Source organism: Sphingomonas sp. CBMAI 2297 (assembly GCF_029870595.1).
Taxonomy (GTDB): Bacteria; Pseudomonadota; Alphaproteobacteria; order Sphingomonadales; family Sphingomonadaceae; genus Sphingomonas.
Map to the genome: position 1 here is coordinate 141,374 of NZ_JAPDIR010000007.1, position 22,129 is coordinate 163,502.

A 22,129-nucleotide genomic window follows, 5' to 3' on the forward strand; every position below is an offset into this window, starting at 1 on the left:
GAAATCACATGTTCACTTTATGTTCTTTGCATTGCAGGAGGACATATGTGCATCGTTTCAGTCAGGGATTTCGGCGCGATCGGCGATGGTGATCATGATGACGGTCCGGCCATACAGGCGGCGATCGACCATGTGCTTGCCACTCGGGGCGAGCTGTATTTTCCGCCTAACAGACTTGGGAAAAGCTATCGAATCGAGGCGCCGCTCAGGGTCGGCGGCCCGATTTCGATCCGTGGCGCCGGCGCCATGGCGGTCGAGATCCTCGCCGCCGGGCTGGAGGCCGGCCAGTATGTGATGGATTTCTATCGCACAGTGCGCGTCGAGCACGTGCGATTGAGCGGCTTTACCCTTCGTAGCGACAACGGTCTGCCCAGTGCATTGCATCTGGATGGCGCCGTGCTGCTGAGCGCGCGGGACTTGCGCTACTATAATGTGCGGCATGGCTGCGTGCTGGAGGGGGATTCGAGCATTGGCACCTTCTCCCACCATTATGACAGCATCAACGCTACGGGGATTGCGGGCAGCACCGTGTTGTTCGCCGCCGGTTTCCAGGGCGGCGGCAATTTTCATTTCGCGAGCTGCACCTTTGCCGGAGATCGGGGCCTGGCGATCATGCCGACGGCGATCACGGACGGCATAGTCCTGACGGGATGTAATTTCGAAGGATGCGAGACCAACAGCCTCTATGTCGGGGGTTCGTGCCGCGGGCTCACCCTGGCAGGCTGCCGCACCGAAGCCGCACCCGCCCGCGATGTGCGGATTGCCCCTGCCGCAGGAGAGAAGGTCGAGGGGATCGCCATTACCGGCTGCACCTTCACCGGCCTAGGCGGTGCTTCGACGCCGATCACCCTTGGCGGCGGTGGCGGAACGGTGCGCGGTTTCGGCATTACGGGCAATCAGGTGGAATATGCCGGGATGGGCGGCGCCTTTGTCCAGCTGGATGACGAAGGCGAGTCCGGCCTGATCGCGGGAAACCGCTTTGCCCAGGCAGACACGATTCCAACGAACCTCCGGCGCCCGGGCGTCGTCCAGTTCGCGAACGAGAATGGCCTGGGCCGATGCGAGGAATACTGGGGGGAGGCGCTGTGGGGCGTGGAGGAAGGGACCTTCACGCCGGTGGATGCGAGCGGCGCCGGTCTGGTCCTGAGCGGGGCGGGGCGCTATACGCGCATCGGCCGGACGCTGTTGTGGCAGGCATTCCTGCAATATCCCGACACCTCCAGCACCGCACATTGCGCCATTGGCGGCTTGCCCTTCGCGGTTTCGCAGGACGTGCTGAACCTGGGACGTGCCGGAGCCAGCTGTAGCGCCAGCAACAGCGGCCTGGCCCTGGGCGTGTTGCAGGGCATGTCGGCACCAACGCATCTCGACCTGGTCAATCCAGCGACGGGCGCGGCGATCGCCAACACCGCGATGGCGAGCAGATATGCATATATCTCAGGCACATACATGATCTAGCGCTGGCGTGCGGAGCCGGTCTCCAAAGGGATGGCGGCCGGCCCCCGCCTCAGAACAATGTCGTCAGCAGGTAGAACAGCGCGCCCACCGCCGCCGAGGCGGGGATGGTGATCACCCAGGCGGCGATGACGTTGCCGGCGACGCCCCAGCGGACCGCCGAGGCGCGGCGTGCCGTGCCCGCGCCGATCACCGCGCCGGTGATGGTGTGGGTGGTCGAGACCGGAATGCCCAGCGCCGAAGCGGTGAACAGCACGATCGAGCCCGCCAGCGAGGCGCTGAACCCCTGGTGCTGCGAGAGCTTGGTGATGCGCGAGCCCATCGTCTCGATGATCTTCCAGCCGCCGCTGAGCGTGCCGAGCGCGATCGCGATGTAGCAGGCGATCGCCACCCAGTGCGGCACCTCGAACTTCCCGTGCAGATAGCCGGTGGAATAGAGGAGCACGGTGATGATCCCCATCGTCTTCTGCGCGTCGTTGAGGCCGTGGCTGAGCGAATAGGCGCCCGAGGAGACGAGGTGCAGCATGCGGAAGCTGCGCTCGGCGGTGCGCGAGCTGGCGCGCATGAACAGCCAGGAAGTGACCAGCATCACCAGCATCGCCAGGATCATGCCGATCGTCGGCGAGAGGACGATGGCGATCAGCGTCTTGTTGAGGCCGGTCCATTTGACGCCGGTGAGCCCGGCATGCGCCACGCCCGACCCGATCATCCCGCCGACCAGCGCATGGCTGGACGAGGAGGGAATGCCCTTGAGCCAGGTCACCACGTTCCAGAACATCGCGCCGATCAGCGCGCCGAACACCACCGCCGGGGTGATCAGGTTCTTGTCGATCAGCCCCTGGCCGATCGTGTCCGCCACCTTGTGCAGGCTGGGGAAGGCGATCGTCAGGAAATAGGCGGCGAAGTTGAACGCCGCGGCAAAGGCCACGGCATGGACCGGCTTCAGCAGCCGGGTGGCGACGACGGTGGCGATCGAGTTCGCCGCGTCGTGCAGGCCGTTCAGGAAGTCGAACGCCAGCGCGACGAGGATCAGGCCGACCAGCAGGGGAAAGGCGAGCTCGTACATCGGGCGGCGTCAGGAATGGTCGATCACGATGCCGTCGATCTCGTTCGCGACATCCTCGAACGCGTCGACGATCCGCTCGAGATGCTTGAACAGCTCGCGATGGACGGCGAAGCCCAGCGGGTCGCCGGGGCCGAGCTCCTTGAAGGCGCGCTTGAGGCCGGCGGCGTGGATCTCGTCGGCATGGCTCTCCATGCGCACCAGCCGCTCGGTCAGCTCGTGCAGGCGCGGGCCGTTGCGGGCGACGTCGCGCAGCAGCGGCATCGCTTCCATGGTGAGGCGGGCGGCATCGACGATGATCGCCGCCATGTCCTTCATCTCCTGGTCGAAGACGGTGACCTCGTAGAGGTCGATCGCCTGCACCGCCGCCTGCATCTCGTCGATCGCATCGTCCATCGCGCCGATCAGCGAAGTGATCGCGCCGCGATCGAAGGGGGTGAGGAAGGTCTCGCGGACCGTGCGCAGCATCTCGCGAATGATCTCGTCGGCATCATGCTCGCGCTCGATCACTTCGCGGATATGGTCGCGATTGCCGTCCGCAAGCAGCCGCGCGAGCGCGTCGGCACCGGCGACGATGGTGAGCGCGTGCTGCTCGAACATCTCGAAGAAATTGCCGGTCTTGGGGAGCAGGCGCTGGAACCAGGCGAACATGTGATGCACTTTCGATTTGCGGGCGACGGCGGTGAGCAGGCCGTTGCGCTGCGCCGCCGCCCTGAACTCGGCCGGGCCGAACGATCGGATGAGGTCGCTGAGATCGGGCTCGTCGACGGCGGCCGCGGCTTCGGCGAGGCTGAACCAGCGGCGCTCGCGCTGGCCCTGCTCCTTCCAGGCGACCAGCTCCTGGCTGACCGACAAGGGGAAGACATCGACGTCGATCATCAGCGAGGCGCCGTTGCCGCGCTTCTTGCGGTAGCGATAGGAGCCCAGCGGCAACGGGCAGACCGGGCCGCGCACGCCGGCTTCCTCTTCCGCCTCGATCGCCGCGGCGGTGTGGGCGGGCATGCCGGCTTCGGGATTGCCCTTGGGGATCACCCAGCGCCCGCTCTCGCGCGACGTGACCAGCAGCACGCGCACCGGCGCATCGACGGCATTGCCTTCGGTGCGATAGGGCAGGGCGGCGATCTGGCGGATGGCGCGGACTCCGGGGCGCCGGGATGGCGGGTGCCGCGTTTGTTACAATTTGGTGTCAGGTGCAAGCCTCAGCCGTGCTCCCGGATATCCTTCAGCCAGCGCGCCCGTAGCTGCGCCGGGCTGCCGGGGATCGCGGCGTCGAGGAATTCGGCGCGGGCGATGCGATCGAGGCGGAAGGTGCGGAAGCCGGCGCGCAGCTCGCACCAGGCGACAAGGACGCGAGTCGCGTCGCTATAGCCGATCATCAGCGGCCAGACCCTGCGCTGGGTGGCCCGGCCCTGCTCGTCGGCATAGTCGAGGTGCAGCTTGCGCCCGGCGCGGATCCAGGCGCGCAGCTGGGGAACGTCGATGCCGTCCCGGGGCCGGTCCCAGGCGGGCACGGCGCGCGCGGCGGGGTTGCCGAGAAAGGGGCGCATCTCCTCGGGCAGCACGGCGGCGATCTTGGCGAGCAAATCCTCGGCGGCGCGCGCCAGGCTCTCGTCGGCATGGCCCGCGACCCAGGTGGCGCCGAGCGCGACGGCATCGATCTCGTCGGTGGTGAGCATCAGCGGCGGCAGGTCGAACCCGCTTTCGAGGACATAGCCGACGCCCGCCTCGCCGCGGATCGGCACGCGCTGGCCGATCAGCGCGGCGATGTCGCGATAGACCGAGCGCTTCGACGTCTCGAGCTCGGCCGCGATCGCATCGGCGGTCACCGGGCGCGGTGTGCGCCGGAGGATCTGGACGATCTGGAAGAGGCGATCTGCCTTGCGCATTTTGTTTTCCCTGGGCCGGCACCGCCATATCTACTGCCATGCTGCTGACACCATGCTGGCAGCAGCATGGCAGTAGGTCGAGTCCCGTGAGTTCAAACGGGAGCCAGGAAATGACGACGAAGACCTATCATGGCAGCTGCCACTGCGGTGCGGTGACCTTCGAGGCGGACATCGATCTCGCGGCGGGCACGGGCAAGTGCAACTGCACCTATTGCCGCAAGCGCCGCAACTGGGGGGCGCTGCTCAAGCCCGACCAGTTCCGCCTGCTCTCGGGCGAGGAGGCGCTGGGCGAATATCAGTTCGGCACCAAGAGCGGGCACCATCGCTTCTGCAAGACCTGCGGCATCGCGCCGTTCGGCTCCGGCTATGTCGAGGAGATTGGCGGGGCCTTTGTCTCGGTGCAGGTGCTCTGCCTCGACGACGTGCCGCTCGAGGAACTGGAGGCGGCGCCGGTCAACTATGCCGACGGGCTGCACAATGCCTGGTGGCAGGAGCCGGCGGAGAAGGCGATCCTTTAGGTCCGGGCCGGAGACGAGCCCGATTCCCGCCACCCCGGCCTTGCGCCGGGATCCCGCTGCTTCCTGCGCTGTCGAGATAGCGGGACCCCGGCGCGAGGCCGGGGTGACGAAGCAGGAATATGACTTCCCAACCCAGGCTAGCCACGGATGTGCTGTTTTGGGCCCTGGATCCCCGCCTTCGCGGGAATGACGCGGGAGAGAAAGCAAAAGGCCGGGGCGCGAACCCCGGCCTTTCTTCCTGCGGAGCGCGGCGGCTCAGAAGCCGGCGCTGAGCGTGACGAACGCCTGGCGCGGAGCCGAGGAGTGGAACACCAGCACCGTGCCCGTCGCATCGTCCGGCGCGAAGACGCTGCTGTCGAAGTTCGATGCGTAGCGCTTGTTGGTCAGGTTGGTGACGTTCAGTGCCAGCTTGAGGTCCTTCACATAGGCGAAGGAGCCATAGTCGTAGCTGATGCCCAGATCGAAGGTGGTGTAGCCGCCAAAGCTCTGGTCGTTGGTGTAGGTATAATAGCGGCGGCCGGTATACTTGCCCTGCAGCGAGGCCGAGAGGCCGCCCTGCTTCACGGTCAGCACGCTGGCGAGCATCGTCTTCGGCGTGTCGACCTGCTGCTTGCCCGCGGTGAGCTTGACCACGCAGGTGGTGGTGCACCAGTTGAGATTCTCGTCATAGGTCGACTTGTTGAACGAGGCCGAATTGTACCAGCTCAGCCACGGCGTCGGCTTCCACAGCACGCCAAGCTCGGCGCCCTTGCTGGTGACGCTGCCGGCATTGTGGAAGCTGTTGCCGCAGCCCGGGTTCTGCTGCTGGTTGGTCGGGCAGGGATTATACTGGAGCAGGCGGTTGTCGAACTTGACGTAATAGCCGCTCAGCGCGACCTGCAGCGGGCCGCTGACATAGCGATAGCCGCCCTCGACGCTCTTCGACGTCTCCGGCTTCAGATACTTGCCCTGCGCGTCCCACACGGCCTGCGAGACCGACTGGGGGCCGAGCTTGAAGCCGCCCTGGAACATGGCCATGTTCTCGGCATAGCTGGCGAACAGCTCATGGCCGGGCGCGACCTGCCAGTGCACGCCGACTTCCGGCAGGAAATTGTCCTTGGCCACCAGCGTGCCGCTGGCGAACTGGCTGGAGGCGGGCGGCGCCGCGACGGCGATGCCGCGGATCGCCCGGGCGTCCGACTTGGAATAGGTGCTCTTGAAGCCGAAATCGATGCTCAGCGCATCGTCGAACAGGCGCACCGTGTCCTGCACGTAGAACTGGTGCGTCTTCCAGCGCGTCTCCTGCACCCATTGCGAGGTGTTGGGCTGGCCGACCAGATACTGGGCCAGGCTGAACGGCCCGGTGACGTTGGTCCAGATATAGCGCGCGGCGCTGCTGGTATTGTCCTCGACCCACAGGCCGGCCTGGAACTCGTTGAAGGCGACCTTCCAGTTGACGCTCGCCAGCACGCCGGTGCGGTCGATCGTGTAGCGGGTGTCGCGGATCTGGACCGGCACGTCGTCGGCCGTGGTCGTGGTGCCCTGGTTGGACAGGCCGGTGATGAAGTTGTTGCCGGCGCCCTTGTCGTTGTGATGATAGACCTGGGTACGGACGCTCAGATTCTTCGCCAGCTCGAACTCGCCGGCCAGGTAGAAGAGATTGTCGTTGCGCAGGATCTGGCCGTTGGTGAAGGTGACGTCGGCATTCTTCTGCGGCGCGGGCGCGGCGGCGCACTTGTACGGCGTGGTGGTCACCGTGCAGGCGGCGACGCCGACATAGGCCTGCCAGTTCGGCGCATAGCCGCCCCAGTCCCAGCCGAGGCGGGTCAGCATGTCCTTCGACAGATAGGCGTCGTCGGCCTGGTTGGTGCGCGAGAGATCGGCGAAGGCGGTGATCCTGATGCCGTCGGCCTTGTATTGGACCTTGGCGTTGAGCTGCTTGCCGGTCGACTTGTTATAGGCCGGCTGGTTCACGAACAGGTCCTGCTCGACATATTGGCCGGAGACATAGGCCGAGAAGCCGCCATGCTCGCCGGTGTCGAGGCGCACGAAGGTGCGCACGCTGTTCTCGCTGCCGACCGTCTGGCTGACGGCCAGCGCCGCGTCCCTGCTCGGATCGCGGCTCACATAGGTGAGCGCGCCGCCCAGGTTGCTGGTCGAGGGAATGGCGAGGCCGGCGATGCCGGTGGCGAGATCGGCGCGGCCGAGATTCTCGGAGATCAGCGCGCGGCTGATCGTGAGGCCGTTATAGTTGTTATAGGCGCCGTCGCCGAGCGGCATGCCGTCCAGCGTATAGCCGAGATGGGTGGTGTTGAAGCCGCGGACCTGCAGCGACAGCGACTGCTCGTTGACGCCCAGCGCGTCGATCGACTGCGCCATCACGCCCGGCAGGAAGTTCAGCGCCTTCTGGACGCTGGTGCCCGGCGGCAGCAGGTCGAGATTCTGCGGCACCAGCGTCGAGACCGAGCGGGTCTGGCCGCTGCCGATGACGACGATCTCGTCGCCGCCATCGCCGTCATTGGCATCGACGACGGCGGCGGGGGCGGCGCTGTCCTGCGCATGCGCGATGGGCGCGAGCGTGACGAGGGCGGCCGAGGCCATCAGAAATGCATATGCGTGGCCATGGCGCAGCCGGCGCGAAAAATCGGTCATGATCATTCCCATCCCAGCGGCCGGAGGGCCGCTCCCATGCGAGCCGCTAGGCAGGGTTCGCGTCGGTATCGTTACGAGTGTGCGTCGTTTCGGTGACGATCCACGAAGCTCGGTTTGTGTTGCCGATCGGCAACGATCGTGCAGGATGCGGCCGGGAACGGGGAGGAGGCGGTATGCGTCGTTCGGTGGGATATGGGCTGGCCGGCTTGCTCGTGCTGGGGGGCGGGGCGCCCGCATCGGCGGATACGCCGCCGGTGAATCTGGAGCCGGCGGTGCGCGCGGCGATGGCCGAGACCGGCGCCAGGGGCGTGGCGATCGCGCAGATCGCGGACGGCAAGGTCGTCGCGGTGCGGACCTATGGCGCGCGCAACGCGAAGGGCGATCCGCTGACCGCCGACACCATTATGTACGGCGCGTCGCTGACCAAGGCGGTGTTCGGCTATCTGGTCGCCCAGCTCGCGGCCGAGGGGAAGCTCGACCTCGACGCGCCGATCGCGGCGATGCTGCCCAAGCCGATCCCCGACTATGGCAATCTGGATGCCTATGGGCGCTGGGGCGACCTGGCCGGCGACGAACGCTGGCGGTGGGTGACGCCGCGCCAGGTGCTCAACCACGCGACCGGCTTTGCCAATTTCGCGTTCCTCGAGCCCGACGGGAAGTTGCGCTTCCACTTCGATCCGGGCAGCAACTATGGCTATTCGGGCGAGGGCATCTCGCTGCTCCAGTTCGGTGTCGAGAAAGGGCTTGGGCTGGGCGTGGAGGCGGAGTTGCAGCGGCGCTTCTTCCGGCCGCTCGGCATGAGCCGGACCAGCCTGATCTGGCAGGACGGCTTCGGCACAAACCTGGCGGACGGCTGGGACGCGCAGGGCAAGCCCGAGCCGCATGACGACCGCAGCCGGGTGCGCGCGGCGGGATCGATGGACACGACGATCCACGACCTGGCGATCATGACCGCGGCGATGGCGCGCGGCTATGGCCTGCCGAAGCGGTGGCGCGTCGAATATGCCCGCGGCACCCAGGCGATTGCGAGCAAGACGCAGTTCCCGACCCTGAACAATCCGGCCGGGCCGGGCGAGGGGACCGACGCGAAGGCGGCGCTGGGCGTGATCGCCTTTGCCGGGCCGCAGGGGCCGGGCTGGTTCAAGGGCGGCCATAACGACGTGACCGCCAATACGATGGTCTGTCTCGAGCGGGGGCGGCGCTGCGTGCTGATCCTGGGCAATGACGTGCGGATCGAGCGGGCCTTCCCGAAGCTGGTCCGCGCCGCGCTGGGCGAGACGGGCGTGCCGTATCGCTGGGAATATGGGTTCGGGAGCTAGGTTGAGAACCCAAATAAGTATTTGATCTTTCACCGTCATCCCGGCCTTGAGCCGGGATCCCGCTTCTTCTTGCGCTGGCGAGACAGCGGGACCTCGGCTCAAGGCCGGGGTGACGAAGGAGGAATATGAGTCCTCAACCTAGGACGAGGCCCCGAGCAAGCCCTTGAAACTATGCCCGTCACCCCCGCCTTCGCGGGGATGACGGGTGAAGGGGGCGGTTGAAGGGATAGCGGGGATGACGCCGGAGAATATGAGTCCTCACCCCAGGGCCGGCTAGTTCGCGCCCGGCGCTTCCTTCGCGAAGGCCAGCGCGACCATGCGCCAGCCCCGGGGCGTTCGGATCATCAGCGCGCGATCGGTCCATTCGCTGCCGTCGGTGCCGCGAAAGGACCAGCGCGCCGTGCCGATGCTGCCGCGCGCGTCGACGACCATCGAGGTCGGCGCCGCCGGGCTGCCGCTGGAGACGGCTCTTCGGGCGACGTAGCGCGCCTGCCATTCCCCGAGCGTCGCCGCGACGAGCTCGCCGCCGTCGACCGTCATCACCAGCGCCCGCGGATCGATGCTCTCGGCCAGCAGCCGGTCGTCCCAGGCGCGATCCGCGGCGAGCTTGGTGCGGACGACCTGCCGCACGCCCGCATCGCCGGCTGCATCCGGGCGGGCACCCGCCTCGCAGACCTTGCCGACGATCCGCCAGCCCCCGGCCAGCCGGGCGAGCAGCAGATAGTCGACATATTCCGTCTGGCCGCGCACCGCGACCGCGCGCGCCACCGACGTGGTGGCGCCGCTGTCGATCCAGGCGATGCTGGTGGCGATCGGGCCGACGGGCGGCCCGGCGGTGCGCATGCGCTGCTTCCATTCGCCCTGGCTCGTCGCCCGGATCGCCGCGCCGTCGGCGCAATACATGATCGCGCTCGGCTGGAACGCGGCCGCCAGTTGCGCCGGATCGTTCGCCGCGACGGCGGCGCCATAGGCGCGGACCGCCGCATCCGGTGTCGCGAAGCCCGATGCGAGCATGGCCGCGAACGCCGCAATCATCGTCAACATCGCGCACTCTCCCTTGCCCGCCGGCATAGCGATCTTCCGATTGTTCCGATATTCGTAAGCTTGGCCATGATCATTCGGGAAAACGGAATGAAGATCGACTTGCGCCGTGCCGCCGCCTTCCATGCCGTCGCCCGTGCGGGCGGGATCAACGCGGCGGCGCGCATCGAGGGCAGGTCGCCGCCGTCGATCCATGCCGATTTCCGGCGGTTCGAGCGCGATGCGGGCGTGGTGCTCGCCGAGCGGGTCGGGCGCCGCCTGCGGCTGACGCCCGAGGGGCGCGCCCTGTACGAAGCGATCGACCGGGCGCTCGCCGAGGTCGCGCATGCCGCCGAGCAGGTCCGCAGCGAGGCTCCGGCGGCGGTACCGCTGCGTATCGGCTGCGTCACCGGCTTCGGCCGGTACCGCCTGGCCCCCCGGCTGTTCCGCGACGCCGAGCCGGCCCGGCGCATCGTCTTTCGCATGGGCTCGCACGACCAGATCCTCGGCTGGCTCGGCGCCGGCGTGATCGACCTGGGCATCACCTATCGCGGCGTGGTGGCCGCGCCGATCGAAAGCGTCGCGGTGGCCGAGGAAACGCTATGGCTGGTCGGCGCGCCGGACGGCCGGCCGACGCGCGAATGCCTCTCCCAGGCGCCGTGCATCGCCTATGACGAATATGAATATGTGTTCGGGCACTGGTTCGACCAGGTGCTGGCGGCGCAGCCGGCCGGCCTGACGGTCCGCGACCATTGCAACGAGCTGGAGGAAGCGCTGCTCAGCGTGCGTGCCGGCCGCGGCTTCACCATCGCGCCCGAGGACGCCGCCCGTGCCTTCGGCTTCGCGCCCTGCGGGCCGGTGGCGCGCAACACGCTGATATTGTGCGCCATGGGCAATCGCCTGGCCTCGGACGATGCCCGATGGATCGCCGGGCTGGCCGGGCGCCCGGCCGACTAGGCTCCGGCCGCCGTCAGCCGGTCCAGCTGCGCGCGGCTGAGCGCCACGTCCCAGCTTCCCACCAGCTCCTCGACCTGGGCGAGCGAAGTCGCGCTGGCGATCGGCGCCGTCACGCCCGGCTGCGCCGCGACCCAGGCCAGGGCGATCCGGGCGAGGGTGGCGCCGGTCTCGGCCGCGACTTCGTCCATGGCGGCGAGGACGGCGGGCCCCTTGCCCTGCATGAACGCCGTCATCCGGCCGCCGCGCACGCTCTTCCCGAGATCCGCCTCGGAGCGATACTTGCCGGTGAGATAGCCCGATGCGAGCCCGTAATAGGGCACGCAGCCGATATTATACTCGACGCACAGATCCTGGAGCTCGCCCTCGAACTTGTGGCGGCTGACCAGGTTATATTCGTTCTGCAGCGCCCGATAATGCGGCAGGCCATCGCGCGTGGCGATGTCGAGCGCGGACTTGAGGCGGGCGGCATGGAAGTTCGACGCGCCGATCGCCCGGATCTTGCCGGCCCGGATCAGCCTGTCGAAAGCGGCGAGCACTTCTTCCTGCGGCACCGCCTCGTCGTCCTGATGCGCGAAATACAGGTCGATCGTCTCGACGCCGAGGCGCTTCAGCGACGCGTCGCAGGCGGCGGCGATGCGCGCGGGCGCGAGCTTCGAGCCGCCCTCGCCGTCGAGCATGCCGACCTTGGTGGCGACCTTCACCTTGCCGTGCTTGCCCGAGGTGCGGAGCCATTCGCCGATGATCGCCTCGGATTCGCCGCCGCGATGCCCGGGGACCCAGGCCGAATAGACGTCGGCGGTGTCGATCAGCGCGCCGCCGGCTTCGGCGAAGCGATCGAGCACCGCGAAGCTGGTCGCCCGGTCGGCGGTCCAGCCGAAGACGTTGCCGCCCAGGATCAGCGGCGGCGTCTCGATGCCGCTCGTGCCCAGTTCCCGCCTGATCATTCCACCGCTCCGTTGGACTGGCTGGCATTCACGTCGATCGCGGCCGCCGCCGCGTCGAGCTGGCGGGACTCGCCTGCGCTCAAACCACCTTGCGCGTCATCGGATCCGCCGCGGCCGCAGGCGGCGAGAGCGAGCAGGAGGAGGAGAGGGGCGAGCCGCATGGATCAGTCGGTGATCTCGTCGCCCGAGCCTTCGCCGGCGGCATTGCCGACCGGCACGGCCTGGTCGTAATTGCTCTCGGCGGCGCCGAACGCCGCATTCTCGGCGGCGTTCACGTCGCCCACCGCCTCGCCCATGGTGTTGCTGTCGCCCGCGACCGCTTCATTGGCCTCGGCCGCTTCGTTCTTCGCCTTGTTGCCGCAGGCCGAAAGCCCGAGCAGCGCGACGGCCGCGAGCGGGAGGATGAGCGCCTTGCGCATGGATTGCGTCCCCTTTGCCGGAATGTTCGGGCAAGGGCTAACCGAGGGAGTGACTCGCGCGCAAGGCGCATGCGGTGCGTTGACCGCATATAAAGATATCTTTATATCTATAACCGCCGTGCAGAACGCCCTCGCCATCTTCCGTGCCCTTGCCGATTCGACGCGGCTGCGCATCCTCGCGCTGGTCCGCTCGATGGAGCTGAGCGTCGGCGAGCTGGCGCAGGTGCTGGGGCAGAGCCAGCCGCGCGTCTCGCGCCACGTGAAGATCCTGTGCGACGCCGGGCTGCTCGAGCGGCGCAAGGAAGGCAGCTGGGTGTTCGTCGGCCTGGGTACCCGGGCCAGGGTGGAGCCGATGCTCGCCGCGCTCGATGCCTGGAACGAAGTCGATCACTGGATGGTCGCCGACGAGGCGCGGCTCGCCGCGGTGCGCGCGGACCGGGCGAGCGCGGCGGCGGACTGGTTCGAGAACAATGCCGGCGAATGGGATGCGATCCGCTCGCTCCACGTCGCCGAGAGCGAAGTCGAGGCGGCGATGGCCGCGGCGCTGGGGGATGCGGCGGTCGGCTATCTTGTCGATATCGGCACCGGCACCGGGCGCATGCTCGAGCTGTTCGCGCCGCGTGCCGAGCGCGCGCTGGGGATCGACCGGTCGAGCGAGATGCTGCGTCTTGCGCGCGCCAAGCTTTCCGAGCAGGGGCTGGCCAATGCCGAGCTGCGGCAGGCGGATCTTTATGCGCTGCCGCTGCAGGATGGCGGGGCGGACCTCGCGATCCTGCACCATGTGCTCCATTTCGCGCAGCAGCCGGGCGCCGCGATCGGCGAGGCGGCGCGGGTGCTGGCGCCGGGCGGGCGGCTGCTCATCGCCGATTTCGCCCCGCACGAGCGCGAGGAGCTGCGGCAGAAGGACGCGCATACGCGGCTGGGCTTCTCCGACGAGCAGGTGCTCGGCTGGTTCGAGGCGCATGGGCTCGCGCCGGTGAAGGTGGAGACGCTGGAGGGCGGCGAGCTGACGGTGAAATTATGGCTCGGTCGCAAGACCGGCGAAGCGAAGCAAGGGGTGAAGGCCGCATGACTATCCTGGACCCGCTGGCGGCGCCGCTGTTCGCGGACGTGGCGGGCGATATCGATGTTAGCTTCGAATTCTTCCCGCCCAAGACGGAGAAGATGGAGGAGACGCTGTGGGAATCGATCGAGACGCTGAGCCCGCTGGGGCCGCGCTTCGTCTCGGTGACCTATGGCGCCGGCGGCTCGACTCGCGAGCGCACCCACAACACGGTGGCGCGGATCGCCCGCGAGACGGCGATCCCGGCGGCGGCGCACCTCACCTGCGTCGAGGCGACCCGGGAGGAGATCGACCAGGTCGCGCGCGACTATTGGGCGGCCGGCGTGCGCCACATCGTGGCGCTGCGCGGCGATCCGCCCCGGGCGGGCGAGAAGTACCACACCCATCCCGGCGGCTATGAAAATGCCGCGGACCTGGTGGCGGGGCTGCGCAAGCTGCATCCCTTCGAGATATCGGTCGCGGCCTATCCCGAATGCCATCCGGATTCGCCAACCCAGGTGGCGGACCTCGACAATCTGAAGCGCAAGATCGACGCGGGCGCGACCCGGGCGATCACCCAGTTCTTCTTCGAGCCCGAGACTTTCCTGCGCTTCCGCGACGATGCGGCCAAGGCGGGGATCGACGCGGAGATCGTGCCGGGCATCATGCCGGTGATGAGCTTCGCCAGCGTGGTGCGCATGTCGGGCATGTGCGGCACCCAGGTGCCGGGCTGGATGGAGCGGCTGTTCGATGGGCTGGACGATCATCCCGCCGCCCGCCAGCTGGTGGCGGCGACGCTGGCGGCGGAACTGTGCCGCAAGCTCTATGCCGGCGGGGTGCGCCAGTTCCACTTCTACACGCTCAACCGGGCCGAGCTGAGCTACGCGATCTGCCACCTGCTGGGCGTGCGGCCGAAGGTGGCGGCGCTCGTAGGGGCGTAGATTTCGTTCCTCCCCGGCGCGGGGAGGGGGACCGCGACGCGCAGCGGCGTGGTGGAGGGGGCCCTCCACCAGCGGAAAGCCAGGCGGAGGGCCCCCTCCACCAGCCCGCGGCTGGTCTCCCTCCCCGTGCCGGGGAGGAACTAGGAATGAATATGACTGCACGCGAGAAACTGCTGGCCGAAGCCGCCAGGCGCATCCTGATCACCGACGGGGCGTTCGGCACCGAGATCCAGAACTGGAAGCTCGACGAGGCCGCCTATGCCGGCGATCTGGGGCTGAGCCACGACCAGAAGGGCAATAACGACATCCTCGCGCTGACCATGCCCGAGGTGCCGGCATCGATCCACCGCGCCTATTTCGAGGCGGGGGCGGACATTGCCGAGACCAACACCTTCTCGGCCAACCGCATCAGCCAGGCCGATTACGGCGCCGAGCATCTGGTGCGCGAGATCAATGTGGAGAGCGCCCGGCTGGCCCGCTCGATCGCCGACGAGTTCGAGGCCAGGGACGGCCGCCCGCGCTTCGTGGCGGGCGCGCTGGGGCCGACCAACAAGACGCTGTCGCTGAGCCCGGACGTCAACGATCCCGGCTATCGCGAGATCGACTTCGACTATCTGAAGGACGTGTATCGCGAGCAGATCGACGCGCTGGTCGAAGGCGGGATCGACTTCGTGCTGATCGAGACGGTGTTCGACACGCTCAACGCCAAGGCCGGGATCATGGCGGCGATCGAGGCCGGCGAGGCGCTGGGCCGCGACTTGCCGATCATGCTGTCGATGACGCTGACCGACCTGAGCGGGCGCAACCTTTCCGGCCATACGGTGGAGGCCTTCTGGCATGCGGTGCGCCATGCGCGGCCGGTGACGATCGGGCTCAACTGCTCGTTCGGCGCCGAGCAGCTGCGCCCGCACGTCAAGACGCTGTCGGCGCTCTGCGACACGCTGATCATGGTCTATCCGAACGCCGGCCTGCCCAACGAGCTGGGCGCCTATGACGAGCTGCCCGCGACGACGGCGGGGCTGGTCAAGGAATGGGCCGATGCGGGGCAGGTGAACATCCTGGGCGGCTGCTGCGGATCGACGCCCGCGCATATCGGCGCGATCGCGAAGGCCGTGGAGGGGCTGCCGGCCCGGCCGATCCCGACGCCGGAGGTGCGGACGCGGCTGGCCGGGCTCGAGCCCTTCACCATGGGCGCATGAGCATGGCCGGAGCGCAGGCATGGCGGGTCCGCGAGGCGGGCGCGAGCGACGTCGCCGCGCTGTCGCTGGTGGCGGGCGCCACTTTCCTCGAGACCTTCGCGGGCGTGCTGCCCGGCGACGCGATCGTCGCGCATTGCGCCAATGCCTATGCGCCCGCGCGCTTCGCCGATTATTTCGCGAAGGGCAGCCGGGCCTGGATCCTGGAGGCGGCGCCGGGTGGCGCGCCGGTCGGCTTCGCGCAGCTCGCCACGCCCGACCTGCCCGGCGCCGGGCCGGGCGATATCGAGCTCAAGCGCATCTACCTGCTTTCCCGCTTCCACGGCTCAGGCGCGGGCGCGGCGCTGATGGCGGCGGCGGTGGCCGGCGCGGCCGGCCATGCGCGGCTGCTGCTCGGCGTCTATGCGCACAATGCCCGCGCGCTCACCTTCTACCGCAAGCAGGACTTCGTGCCCGTGGGCGAGCGCCGCTTCGACGTGGGCGGGCAGCTTTTCGACGACGTGGTGCTGGCGCGCCCGCTCGCGGGCTGAACCTTTGAACAGAAAAGAGCAATGACCAACACTCCCTCCTCCACCAGCTTCGTCAATGTCGGCGAGCGCACCAACGTCACCGGCTCGGCGGCGTTCAAGAAGCTCATCATGGCCGGCGACTACACCAAGGCCGTGGAGGTCGCGCGCCAGCAGGTCGAGAACGGCGCGCAGGTGATCGACGTCAACATGGACGAGGGCCTGCTCGACGCGCACGCGGCGATGACCACCTTCCTCAAGCTCATCGCCGCCGAGCCCGATATCGCGCGCGTGCCGGTGATGATCGACTCGTCGAAATGGGACGTGATCGAGGCGGGCCTGAAATGCGTCTCGGGCAAGCCGATCGTCAACTCGATCAGCATGAAGGAAGGCGTCGACCAGTTCCTCGAGCATGCGCGCAAGTGCATGGCGTACGGCGCCGCCGTGGTCGTGATGGCGTTCGACGAGACCGGCCAGGCCGACACCCAGGCGCGCAAGATCGAGATCTGCGAGCGCGCCTACAAGCTGCTGGTCGGCATCGGCTTCCCGCCCGAGGACATCATCTTCGATCCCAACGTCTTCGCGGTGGCGACGGGCATCGAGGAGCACAATAACTACGGCGTCGACTTCATCGAGGCGACGCGCGAGATCAAGAAGCGCTGCCCGCATTGCCACATCTCGGGCGGTCTCTCGAACCTGAGCTTCTCGTTCCGCGGCAACGAGCCGGTGCGCAAGGCGATGCACTCGGTGTTCCTATACTATGCCATCCCGGCGGGCATGGACATGGCGATCGTCAATGCCGGCCAGCTCGACGTCTATGACCAGATCGAGCCGGCGCTGCGCCAGGCCTGCGAGGACGTGATCCTCAACAAGGACCCCGAGGCCGGCGACCGGCTCGTCGCGCTGGCCGAGAAGTTCAAGGGCACCGATGCGGTGGCCGAGAAGCAGGCGGCGGAGTGGCGCGGCTGGCCGGTCGAGAAGCGGCTGGAGCATGCGCTGGTCAAGGGCATCGACGCGCATGTCGTCGAGGATACCGAGGAATGCCGCGCGGCGCTGGCCGAGCGGGGCGCGCGCCCGATCGAAGTGATCGAGGGGCCGCTGATGGACGGCATGAACGTGGTCGGCGACCTGTTCGGCTCGGGCAAGATGTTCCTGCCCCAGGTGGTGAAGTCCGCCCGGGTGATGAAGAAGGCGGTGGCGCATCTGATGCCCTTCATCGAGGCCGAGAAGCAGGCCGGCGCCAAGGCCAAGGGCCGGGTGGTGATGGCGACGGTGAAGGGCGACGTCCACGATATCGGCAAGAACATCGTCGGCGTCGTGCTCCAGTGCAACGGCTTCGAAGTGATCGACATGGGCGTGATGGTGCCCTGGGCCGACATCCTGAGGGCCGCCAACGAGAATGACGCGGACATGATCGGCCTGTCCGGCCTGATCACGCCGAGCCTGGACGAGATGGTGACGGTCGCCGAGGAGATGCAGCGCGCGCGGATGACGATGCCGCTGCTGATCGGCGGCGCGACCACCAGCCGGGTGCACACCGCGCTGCGGATCGAGCCGGCTTATACCGGCCCGGTGGTCCATGTGCTGGACGCCAGCCGCGCGGTGGGCGTGGCGACCGCGCTCGTCTCCGATACCCAGCGCGACGATTATGTCGCCAGGGTCGCGGCCGAATATGAGCAGGTCCGCCAGGCGCGCGCCGGGCGCGGGCAGAGCGAGCTGCTGCCGCTCGCCAAGGCCCGCGACAATGGGTTCGAGGCGGACATGCGCCTCAAGCCGGGCAAGCCGCGCATGCCGGGCGTGCACGAGTTTCCCGACTGGGACCTGAAGGACCTGCGCAGCTATATCGATTGGACGCCCTTCTTCCGCGCCTGGGAGCTGGCGGGCAATTATCCGGCGATCCTGGAGGACGCAGTGGTCGGCGAGAGCGCGACCAGCCTGTTCGCCGACGCGCAGAAGATGCTCGACCGGATCGTCGAGGAGAAATGGCTCACCGCGCGCGGCGTCGCCGGGCTGTGGCCGTGCCGCCGGAAGGACGACGACATCATCGTCCATGTCGACGACGAGGAGCATGTCACGCTGCCGATGCTGCGCCAGCAGATCGCCAAGCGCGAGGGCCGGGCGAACATGTGCCTGGCCGATTTCATCGATACCCAGGGCGACTGGATCGGCGGCTTCGCGGTGGGCATCCATGGCATCGAGCCGCATCTCGCGCGCTTCAAGAACGCGATCGACGATTATAGCGACATCCTGCTCAAGGCGCTGGCCGATCGCCTGGCCGAGGCGTTCGCCGAGCGGCTGCACCAGTTCGTCCGCACCTCGCTCTGGGGCTATGCCGAGGGCGAGCAGCTGACCAACGAGGCGTTGATCAGGGAGGACTATCGCGGCATCCGCCCGGCACCTGGCTATCCGGCCTGCCCCGAGCACAGCCTGAAGCCGATCCTGTTCAAGATGCTCGACGCGCACAAGCGCACCGGCATCTCGCTGACCGAGAGCTTCGCGATGCTGCCCACCGCGGCGGTCTCGGGCTTTTATTTCGGCCATCCCCAGGCCGAATATTTCGGCGTGGCGCGGATCGGGCAGGATCAGCTGGCGGACTATGCCGGGCGGCGCGGCGTCGACCTGGAGCAGGCGACGCGCTGGCTGCGGCCGAACCTGGACTAGGGTCGGGACTCGATTGGCAACCCCCCGTCATCCCCGCGCGGGCGGGGATGACGAAATGAGGGGCCGCTCTCGAAATCGGCGATCCATATGCATTCCCGACCCGAACCGGCCGCGGCACGGTTCAGGGCTGGGTATAGGCGCCCTTGGTCCAGCCCTGGGTGCCGGCGTCGTTGCAATATTCGGTCGTGACGTTCTGGTTGGTCACATAGAGGCGGATATGCTCGCCCTGCGAATCCTGCCAGACCGTCACCGAGGCCTGCGAGCCGGGAAAGGTGGCGCCGGCGGTCCAGCCATTGCCGTCGTTGCAGCGCTCGCTGATCGTGTAGCCGTCGCTCGAATAGACGCGGATGTGCAGCGCGTGCGCGCTGTCGAACCAGCTTGCGGCGCAGGTGCTGATCGGAAAGCTCGGATTGTCTCCAGACATGGGCATCCCCTTTTGCGGCTCGCGTCCCCTGAGGCGAACCACGGAGAGGCTCCCGCGTAAGCCGCGCCCGCGCAATCGGCATTCGGTCCGGATCGGTGCGGCCCCGGCGCATCGATCTGGGTTGGTTCGGGATCGCGCGCTATCTGATAGCATCGCGCGTTCGTCACCATGCCGGAGCCTGCATGACCGCCAGCAGACAGGAAGAAACCTCGGTCGCGAAGAAGCTGGGCCCGGGCCTGATCACCGGCGCGGCGGACGACGATCCCAGCGGCATCGCCACTTATTCCCAGGCCGGCGCGCAATTCGGCTATGGGCTGATGTGGACGATGGTGCTCACCTATCCGCTGATGACGGCGGTGCAGCTGGTGAGCGCGCATATCGGCCGGGTGACCGGGCGCGGGCTGGCCCGCAACATGCGCGAGGTGCTGCCCCGCTGGCTGCTCACCCTGCTCGTTGGGATCCTGTTCGTCGCCAACACGATCAACATCGGTGCCGACATCGCCGCGATGGGTGACGCGGCGCAGCTGGTCCTGGGCTGGGGCGACCATGGGTTCACGATCTTCTTCGCGCTGCTCTGCCTCGTGCTGCAGGTCTTCATTTCCTATCATCGCTATGCGCATGTGCTGAAATGGCTGACCCTGTCGCTGTTCGCCTATGTCGCGGTGATGCTGGTGGTGCATGTCGACTGGGCCGCCGCCGCGACGGGGCTGGTGGTGCCCCGGATCGACGGGCCCCAGGCGATCGCCACGGTGGTGGCGATCTTCGGCACCACGATCAGCCCCTATCTCTTCTTCTGGCAGGCGGCGCAGGAAGTGGAGGAAGTCGAGGATCATGACGGAGCCCGGCCGCTCACCGAGGCACCGGAGCAGGCGCCCGGCGAGATCCGGCGGATGCGGATCGACACTTTCATCGGCATGGCCTTTTCCAACCTGATCGCGCTGGCGATCATCGTGGCGACTGCCGCGACGCTGCACGTGCAGGGCGTGACCAGGATCGACACCGCCGCCGACGCCGCCCAGGCGCTGAAGCCGGTGGCGGGCAATTTCGCCTTCGCGCTGTTCGCGATCGGCATCATCGGCACCGGGCTGCTCGCGGTGCCCGTGCTGGCCGGATCGGCGGCCTTTGCGGTGGGCGATGCGCGCGGCTGGCGCTGCGGCCTGGAATACAAGGTGAAGGAAGCGCCGGGCTTCTACGGCGTGATCGCGCTGGCGACGCTGCTCGGCATCGGGCTCGACTGGTCGGGCATCCCGCCGATCCAGGCGCTGTTCTGGAGCGCGGTGGTCAATGGCTTCGCGGCGGTGCCGATCATGGCGGTGATGATGGTGATCGCGACGCGGCGCGGCGTGATGGGCGCCTTCCGCATCCACGGCCCGCTGCTCTGGTTCGGCTGGGCGGCGACGCTGGTGATGGGCGCGGCGGCGGTGGCGATGCTGGTGTGGCGATGAGGCGGCACCCGTCTTGCCGCGCCCTTGCGAGCCGCTAAGCTCGCGCGCAAATCATGGGAGGGGACCCAATGGCGGAGCCGACGGGCAAGGATATCCGGCTGGTGATCGGCGCATCGTCGCTGGGCACCATCTTCGAATGGTATGACTTCTTCATCTGGGGCACGCTGACCGCCACCGGCATCCTCCAGCACACTTTCTTTCCCGCGGGCAACGACGTGCTGGCGAGCCTGCTCGCCTGGGCGGCATTCGCGGTCGGCTTCGGTTTCCGGCCGCTGGGCGCGGTGCTGTTCGGCTATCTGGGCGACAGGATGGGGCGGAAATACACCTTCCTCGTCACCATCACAGTGATGGGCCTGGCCACCGCCGGCATCGGTCTGGTGCCGAGCTATGCAACGATCGGCATCGCGGCGCCGCTGCTGATCCTGCTGATGCGCGTGGCGCAGGGGCTCGCGCTGGGCGGCGAATATGGCGGGGCCGCGATCTATGTCGCCGAGCATTCGCCGGGCGGGCGGGCCGGCTTCCATACCAGCTTCATCCAGGCGAGCGTGGTCGGCGGCTTCATCCTGAGCCTGGCGGTGGTGCTCGCCTTCAAGGCGCCGATGCCGGCCGCGACCTGGGAGGCATGGGGATGGCGCCTGCCCTTCCTCTTCTCGATCCTGCTGCTCGCCGTGTCGCTATGGATGCGCCTGAAGCTCTCCGAGAGCCCGGTGTTCAAGGCGATCAAGGACGCCGGCGAGACGGCGAGCAACCCGTTCGTCGAGAGCTTCACCTATCCGGGCAACCTGCCCCGGCTCTTCGTCGCGCTGTTCGGCATCGCGGCGGGGCTGACGGTGATCTGGTACACTTCGATGTTCTCGGTGCTCTCCTTCCTCACCGGGCCGATGCGGATGGACCCGACCACCGCGCAGCTCATCTGCGGCGGCTCGGCGCTGGCGGGATGCGGCTTCTTCATCCTGTTCGGCCACCTCTCCGACCGGATCGGGCGCAAGAAGCCGATCGTGATCGGCTATGCGCTGACGCTGGTGCTGCTGTTCCCGCTGTTCTGGGCGATCGGCGGGGCGGCCAATCCGGGGCTGGCGGAAGCGGCGAAGCGTGCGCCGGTGGTCGTGCGGGGTCCCGACTGCGCCTATGATCCCTTCGCTGCCAAGCAGGTGGACGTCTGCGGCCGGATCCTGGATCAGCTTTCGAAGAAGGGCATCGCCTACAAGACCGACCGGGCCGAGGCGGTGGTGGTGACGATCGGTGGCGTGCCGGTGGCGGATGCCAGCCCCGCCGGGCTCGACACCGCGCTGGCCGCGGCCGGCTACCGGCTGGAGCGCATCGTGCCGTCGGCGGGCAATGTCGCGGTGATCGTGCTGGCGATATTGGGGCTGATGGCGCTGGCCGGCGCGACCTATGGCCCGGTCGCCGCCCTGCTCAGCGAGATGTTCCCGAGCCGGATCCGCTATTCGTCCATGTCGATCCCCTATCATCTGGGCACCGGCTATTTCGGCGGCTTCCTGCCCTTCATCAGCCAGTATATCGTCGCGCGCACCGGCGATCCCTATGCGGGGCTGTGGTACACCATCGCCGTGGTGGCGATGGCGCTGCTGGTGACGCTGCTGGGCCTGCAGGAAACGGTCCCGCCGCGCCGGGCGAGGCACTAAGGGCATACCCATCCCCCGCAACGGCCATTGCGGGGACCGGGCGCAACTCCTAACCG

Annotated in this window: 20 protein-coding genes; 11 read left to right on the plus strand and 9 right to left on the minus strand. The window is 67.9% G+C overall.

The window, feature by feature from the left end; translation table 11 throughout:
- Positions 1 to 45: 45 nt before the first annotated feature.
- Entirely contained in the window at positions 46 to 1,458 is a 1,413-nt protein-coding gene (locus tag OMP43_RS11990; RefSeq protein ID WP_280279950.1) for a glycosyl hydrolase family 28-related protein, read from the plus strand.
- 49 nt (positions 1,459 to 1,507) lie between these two features.
- On the opposite strand, the gene OMP43_RS11995 is transcribed toward OMP43_RS11990, so the two are convergent.
- The 3 genes from OMP43_RS11995 to OMP43_RS12005 all read right to left on the minus strand — a co-directional run bounded on the left by OMP43_RS11995 (position 1,508) and on the right by OMP43_RS12005 (position 4,404).
- Positions 1,508 to 2,521, minus strand: coding sequence for an inorganic phosphate transporter (locus OMP43_RS11995; RefSeq protein WP_275915661.1), 1,014 nt, complete (start codon positions 2,519 to 2,521; stop codon positions 1,508 to 1,510).
- 9 nt (positions 2,522 to 2,530) lie between these two features.
- Positions 2,531 to 3,649: a DUF47 family protein gene (locus OMP43_RS12000; protein ID WP_280280023.1), complete on the minus strand. Its 1,119-nt coding sequence runs from the start codon at positions 3,647 to 3,649 to the stop codon at positions 2,531 to 2,533.
- 68 nt (positions 3,650 to 3,717) lie between these two features.
- On the minus strand, positions 3,718 to 4,404 hold the full coding sequence (locus tag OMP43_RS12005) for a YafY family protein (RefSeq protein WP_280279951.1): 687 nt from the start codon (positions 4,402 to 4,404) through the stop codon (positions 3,718 to 3,720).
- A 110-nt stretch (positions 4,405 to 4,514) separates the two neighbouring features.
- Between OMP43_RS12005 and OMP43_RS12010 the strand changes: the two genes are divergently transcribed.
- Positions 4,515 to 4,922, plus strand: coding sequence for a GFA family protein (locus OMP43_RS12010; RefSeq protein ID WP_086130612.1), 408 nt, complete (start codon positions 4,515 to 4,517; stop codon positions 4,920 to 4,922).
- Between the two features lie 255 nt (positions 4,923 to 5,177).
- Here the strand turns inward: OMP43_RS12010 and OMP43_RS12015 are convergent, their stop codons facing one another.
- A complete protein-coding gene (locus tag OMP43_RS12015) occupies positions 5,178 to 7,553 on the minus strand; it encodes a TonB-dependent receptor (protein ID WP_280279952.1) in 2,376 nt (791 codons plus the stop codon).
- 173 nt (positions 7,554 to 7,726) lie between these two features.
- Between OMP43_RS12015 and OMP43_RS12020 the strand changes: the two genes are divergently transcribed.
- The gene (locus OMP43_RS12020) at positions 7,727 to 8,872 is read left to right on the plus strand and encodes a serine hydrolase domain-containing protein (RefSeq protein ID WP_280279953.1); all 1,146 of its coding nucleotides are present in this window, start codon (positions 7,727 to 7,729) and stop codon (positions 8,870 to 8,872) included.
- A gap of 273 nt (positions 8,873 to 9,145) precedes the next feature.
- Here OMP43_RS12020 and OMP43_RS12025 read toward each other — a convergent pair whose 3' ends face one another.
- Positions 9,146 to 9,916: a nuclear transport factor 2 family protein gene (locus tag OMP43_RS12025; protein ID WP_280279954.1), complete on the minus strand. Its 771-nt coding sequence runs from the start codon at positions 9,914 to 9,916 to the stop codon at positions 9,146 to 9,148.
- Between the two features lie 87 nt (positions 9,917 to 10,003).
- Here OMP43_RS12025 and OMP43_RS12030 point away from each other — a divergent pair, with 87 nt between their 5' ends.
- Positions 10,004 to 10,849 (plus strand): LysR family transcriptional regulator, encoded by an 846-nt coding sequence (locus tag OMP43_RS12030; RefSeq protein WP_280279955.1) that lies wholly within the window; start codon positions 10,004 to 10,006, stop codon positions 10,847 to 10,849.
- Here the strand turns inward: OMP43_RS12030 and OMP43_RS12035 are convergent.
- The 3 genes from OMP43_RS12035 to OMP43_RS12045 are packed head-to-tail and all read right to left on the minus strand — an operon-like array spanning position 10,846 to position 12,212.
- Positions 10,846 to 11,793, minus strand: a complete 948-nt coding sequence (locus tag OMP43_RS12035) for an aldo/keto reductase (protein WP_280279956.1) — start codon at positions 11,791 to 11,793, stop codon at positions 10,846 to 10,848. The genes OMP43_RS12030 and OMP43_RS12035 overlap by 4 nt on opposite strands.
- A complete protein-coding gene (locus OMP43_RS12040) occupies positions 11,790 to 11,954 on the minus strand; it encodes a hypothetical protein (protein ID WP_280279957.1) in 165 nt (54 codons plus the stop codon). The genes OMP43_RS12035 and OMP43_RS12040 overlap by 4 nt, the downstream gene beginning before the upstream one ends.
- Before the next feature lie 3 nt (positions 11,955 to 11,957).
- Positions 11,958 to 12,212, minus strand: a complete 255-nt coding sequence (locus OMP43_RS12045; RefSeq protein WP_280279958.1) for a hypothetical protein — start codon at positions 12,210 to 12,212, stop codon at positions 11,958 to 11,960.
- A gap of 118 nt (positions 12,213 to 12,330) precedes the next feature.
- On the opposite strand from OMP43_RS12045, the gene OMP43_RS12050 reads away from it, so the two are divergent.
- The 5 genes from OMP43_RS12050 to metH all read left to right on the plus strand — a co-directional run bounded on the left by OMP43_RS12050 (position 12,331) and on the right by metH (position 18,558).
- On the plus strand, positions 12,331 to 13,284 hold the full coding sequence (locus OMP43_RS12050; protein ID WP_280279959.1) for a metalloregulator ArsR/SmtB family transcription factor: 954 nt from the start codon (positions 12,331 to 12,333) through the stop codon (positions 13,282 to 13,284).
- Entirely contained in the window at positions 13,281 to 14,195 is a 915-nt protein-coding gene (gene metF, locus OMP43_RS12055) for a methylenetetrahydrofolate reductase (RefSeq protein WP_280279960.1), read from the plus strand. The genes OMP43_RS12050 and metF overlap by 4 nt, the downstream gene beginning before the upstream one ends.
- A gap of 152 nt (positions 14,196 to 14,347) precedes the next feature.
- Positions 14,348 to 15,394, plus strand: coding sequence for a homocysteine S-methyltransferase family protein (locus OMP43_RS12060; RefSeq protein WP_280280024.1), 1,047 nt, complete (start codon positions 14,348 to 14,350; stop codon positions 15,392 to 15,394).
- A gap of 2 nt (positions 15,395 to 15,396) precedes the next feature.
- Positions 15,397 to 15,921 carry a GNAT family N-acetyltransferase gene (locus OMP43_RS12065; RefSeq protein ID WP_280279961.1) on the plus strand — a complete coding sequence of 175 codons (525 nt, stop codon included), beginning with the start codon at positions 15,397 to 15,399 and terminating at the stop codon, positions 15,919 to 15,921.
- A gap of 21 nt (positions 15,922 to 15,942) precedes the next feature.
- On the plus strand, positions 15,943 to 18,558 hold the full coding sequence (gene metH, locus OMP43_RS12070) for a methionine synthase (protein WP_280279962.1): 2,616 nt from the start codon (positions 15,943 to 15,945) through the stop codon (positions 18,556 to 18,558).
- 121 nt (positions 18,559 to 18,679) lie between these two features.
- Here metH and OMP43_RS12075 read toward each other — a convergent pair whose 3' ends face one another.
- Entirely contained in the window at positions 18,680 to 18,982 is a 303-nt protein-coding gene (locus OMP43_RS12075; protein WP_280279963.1) for a hypothetical protein, read from the minus strand.
- A gap of 182 nt (positions 18,983 to 19,164) precedes the next feature.
- Here OMP43_RS12075 and OMP43_RS12080 point away from each other — a divergent pair, with 182 nt between their 5' ends.
- Positions 19,165 to 20,427 carry an Nramp family divalent metal transporter gene (locus OMP43_RS12080; RefSeq protein ID WP_280279964.1) on the plus strand — a complete coding sequence of 421 codons (1,263 nt, stop codon included), beginning with the start codon at positions 19,165 to 19,167 and terminating at the stop codon, positions 20,425 to 20,427.
- Between the two features lie 68 nt (positions 20,428 to 20,495).
- Positions 20,496 to 22,073: an MFS transporter gene (locus OMP43_RS12085; protein ID WP_280279965.1), complete on the plus strand. Its 1,578-nt coding sequence runs from the start codon at positions 20,496 to 20,498 to the stop codon at positions 22,071 to 22,073.
- Positions 22,074 to 22,129 lie beyond the last annotated feature (56 nt).